This is a genomic window from Geminicoccus flavidas (assembly GCF_009806515.1).
In the GTDB taxonomy this organism is placed as follows: Bacteria; Pseudomonadota; Alphaproteobacteria; order Geminicoccales; family Geminicoccaceae; genus Geminicoccus; species Geminicoccus flavidus.
This window is the reverse complement of sequence record NZ_WUJP01000939.1, coordinates 1-1,531: the sequence shown is the minus strand read 5'-3', so window position 1 is coordinate 1,531 and position 1,531 is coordinate 1. Positions and strand designations below refer to the sequence as shown.

Annotated in this window: 1 protein-coding gene and 1 pseudogene; one reads left to right on the top strand and one right to left on the bottom strand. The window is 69.5% G+C overall.

Annotated features, from left to right (window positions below):
* Positions 1–564: FAD-binding protein (locus tag EQG76_RS26955; protein ID WP_159718033.1), on the bottom strand; the 564-nt coding region annotated here is incomplete at its 3' end.
* A gap of 361 nt (positions 565–925) precedes the next feature.
* On the opposite strand from EQG76_RS26955, the pseudogene EQG76_RS26950 reads away from it, so the two are divergent.
* A pseudogene (locus EQG76_RS26950) lies at positions 926–1,531 on the top strand (2-isopropylmalate synthase); the annotation flags it as partial.

Below are 1,531 nucleotides of genomic sequence, written 5' to 3'. Positions count from 1 at the left end.
CACCTCGCCCCACAGGGCACCCGCCTCGACCGTTACCGCCGGTACCGGCGCGGCCTGGCTGCCGGTCGGCACGAAGGCGTCGTGCAGCGTGATGGCGCGCATCTGCCGGGTCCAGACCAGCAGGGAGCCGGCTGCGTTGGAGCCGCCCTGATAGCTGTGGCCGCCGCCCTTGACGACGAGCCGCAGCCCGTGCCGGCGCGCGAAGCGGATCGCGGCCGCGACATCCCCGGCCGAGCGCGCGGCCAGGACCGCAGCGCCCGGCTGCGCCATCCAGGCGTCCACCCAGCCGAACGTCTGGGTCAGGCCGGGATGGTCACCCAGGAAGTAGGGGTTCCTGACCGCGGCGAAGAAGTCGGCACAGGCATCAGGATTCTGCCGGCAGTCGCCGATGGGCCACGGGACCAGCTGGAGCCGATCCCCCACCTGCCGGGTGAGCTCGGCCCAGTAGGGCTGCAGGGCGGCCGTCTGGCCCGGCTGCGCGATCACTGGCGCGTCGGCGGCAGGGGCCGTTCCGGCTGCCGGCAGCAGCGCGGCGGGGGCCAGAAGCAGATCGCGTCGGTGCATGGCTCATGCTCCACGAGCGGCCGAAGGCGTCGTCAAGTCCGGGGAAGGTGATGCAGGGGCAGTGCCGTGCGCAAGCCGGCCGGCAGAGAGGCGGTCACTTGCCCCTTTACAGTCAGGGCCGGTTGGCTGCATCTAGGCGCCCTGCCAGCGGCGAGACTCCGCCGCCCGCCTTGGATGGATCGATGATTTCTCGTCCGCAGGACCACGTCGCAGTGCCGGGCTTTTTGCCCGCGGCGGCGCGTGCGCGGACGCTGCCGGGCCTGCTTCGACTTATCCGCCCCTGAGTGCGGCGCGTTTCGCGCGCGTTCAGGGGATTTGTGATCCGTCGACCCATCATGCACGCTCAGCAGGAAATCCGCCCATGATCCCGACCCAGACCGGCGACAGCATCATCATCTTCGATACCACGCTGCGCGACGGCGAGCAGGCACCCGGCTGCTCGATGGACGTCAGCGAGAAGCTGCGCGTGGCCGAAGTGCTCGAGCACATGGGCGTGGACGTCATCGAGGCCGGCTTCGCGATCGCCAGCGAAGGCGACTTCCAGTGCGTCAACGAGGTGTCCAAGCTCGTCACCGAGAGCGTGGTCTGCTCGCTGGCCCGCGCCAATGTCGCCGATATCGACCGCGCCGCGGAGGCGCTGGAGCCGGCCAGGCGCAAGCGCATCCATACCTTCATCGGCACCTCGCCGCTCCATCGCCAGTACCAGCTGAACCTGGACCAGGAGCAGGTCCACCAGCGGATCATCGACAGCGTGACCCGGGCGCGCCGCTACACTGACGATGTCGAGTGGAGTGCGATGGACGCGTCGCGCACCGAGAAGGACTATCTGTTCCGCTGCATCGAGACCGCGATCGCCTGCGGGGCCACCACGGTGAACATCCCGGACACGGTGGGCTACGCCTATCCCGAGGAGTTCGCCGACCTGATCCGCGAGATCCGCTCCACGGTGCCGAACATCGACAAGGCG